This window comes from Myxococcus llanfairpwllgwyngyllgogerychwyrndrobwllllantysiliogogogochensis, from assembly GCF_006636215.1.
Taxonomy (GTDB): domain Bacteria; phylum Myxococcota; class Myxococcia; order Myxococcales; family Myxococcaceae; genus Myxococcus; species Myxococcus llanfairpwllgwyngyllgogerychwyrndrobwllllantysiliogogogochensis.
This window is the reverse complement of the sequence record NZ_VIFM01000514.1, coordinates 1-1,797: the sequence shown is the minus strand read 5'-3', so window position 1 is coordinate 1,797 and position 1,797 is coordinate 1. Positions and strand designations below refer to the sequence as shown.

At 64.6% G+C, this 1,797-nt stretch carries 1 protein-coding gene; it reads right to left on the bottom strand.

The window, feature by feature from the left end; translation table 11 throughout:
- Positions 1 to 1,545: preprotein translocase subunit SecA (gene secA / locus FJV41_RS48960; RefSeq protein WP_141649481.1), on the bottom strand; the 1,545-nt coding region annotated here is incomplete at its 3' end.
- Positions 1,546 to 1,797 lie beyond the last annotated feature (252 nt).

The window sequence follows — 1,797 nt, the reverse complement described above, 5'->3', positions numbered from 1 at the left end:
GGCCTCCGGCGGGGGGCCCACGGAGGCCTTGGCGAGCACCTCCGCGTTGCCACCCAGGAGGATGTCCGTTCCACGGCCGGCCATGTTCGTGGAGATGGTGACGGCGCCCTTGCGGCCCGCCTGCGCGACGATGTCCGCCTCGCGCTGGTGCTGCTTGGCGTTGAGGACGTTGTGGGGGACGCCACGCTTCTTCAGGAAGTTGGCGACCACCTCGCTCTTGGCGATGGACACCGTGCCCACCAGCACCGGCTGACCGTTCTTGTGCAGCTCTTCAATCTGCGCGGCCACCGCCTCGAACTTCTCGCGCTCCGTCTTGTAGACCACGTCCTGCTGGTCCTTGCGGACGTTGGTGCGGTTGGTCGGGATGACGCGGACGTCCAGGTTGTAGATCTTCGCGAACTCCTCCGCCTCCGTGTCCGCGGTGCCCGTCATGCCGGACAGCTTGGTGTACATGCGGAAGTAGTTCTGGAACGAGATGGTCGCCAGCGTCTGGTTCTCGTTCTCGATCTTCACGCCCTCCTTGGCCTCAATCGCCTGGTGGAGGCCATCGGACCAGCGGCGGCCCGGCATCTGGCGGCCGGTGAACTCGTCGACGATGACGACCTCGCCGTCCTTCACCACGTAGTCCTTGTCGCGCTTGTAGAGCGTGTGCGCGCGCAGGCCCTGCTCCACGTGGTGGAGCGTCTCGATTTCGCCCGGGTCGTAGAGGTTGGACACGCTCAGCCGCTTCTGCAGCTTCTCGATGCCGTCATCCGTCAGGGACACCGAGCGGTGCTTCTCGTCCAGGGTGAAGTCCTGGTCCGGGACGAGGCCGGGGATGACCTGGTCCACCCGGTAGTACTTGTCCGTGCTGTCCTCGGTGGGACCGGAGATGATGAGCGGGGTGCGGGCCTCGTCGATGAGGATGGAGTCCACCTCGTCCACAATCGCGTAGTTCAGCTCGCGCTGGACGTAGTCCTGCAAGCGGAACTTCATGTTGTCGCGCAGGTAGTCGAAGCCGAACTCGTTGTTCTGCCCGTAGGTGATGTCCGAGCGGTAGGCTTCCTGGCGCTGCTTGTCCGACAGCTCGTGGAGCACGCAGCCCGTCGTCATGCCCATGAACTTGTAGACGCGCCCCATCCACTCCGCGTCGCGGCGGGCGAGGTAGTCGTTCACCGTCACCACGTGCACCCCGCGCCCGGACAGGGCGTTGAGGTAGCAGGGCAAGGTGGCCGTCAGCGTCTTGCCTTCACCGGTGCGCATCTCCGCGATGCACCCCTCGTGCAGGAACATGCCGCCGATGAGCTGGACGTCATAGTGACGCTGGCCGATTTCGCGGCGCGCGCCTTCACGGATGAGCGCGAAGGCCTCGAAGAGCATGCTGTCGAGCGGCCTCCCGTTCTGAATCTCCTGCTTCAGCCGAGCCGTCTCGGCAGGAAAGTCCTCGTCCTTGAGGGCCCGCATCCGGCTCTCCAGCTCGTTGATGCGGATGACCTTCTCGCGGGCCTTCTTGAGCTCGCGCTCATTCTTGGTCCCGATGAGCTTCTTCAGCGTCCATTCGATCATTCGTTGACTCTCTCGCGGCCGGAGAATCCTCGAAGGACGGCGGCGAGTGAAGGGAAATCCCTGGAGATGTAAGGGAGGCTTGGTGGGAAACCACGCGCGCCTCTTGAAACTTCCTCTCGGCCGGTTGCCCAGCGCGCATCGGTTCAGAGTAAAGCGGAACGGAGCCCACGCAATGTCCCCTCCGCGAAATCCCCGCCGCCGGCCTGCCCGGGGCGCCCCCTCGAAGCTGTCTCTTATACACCTCAGACGCTG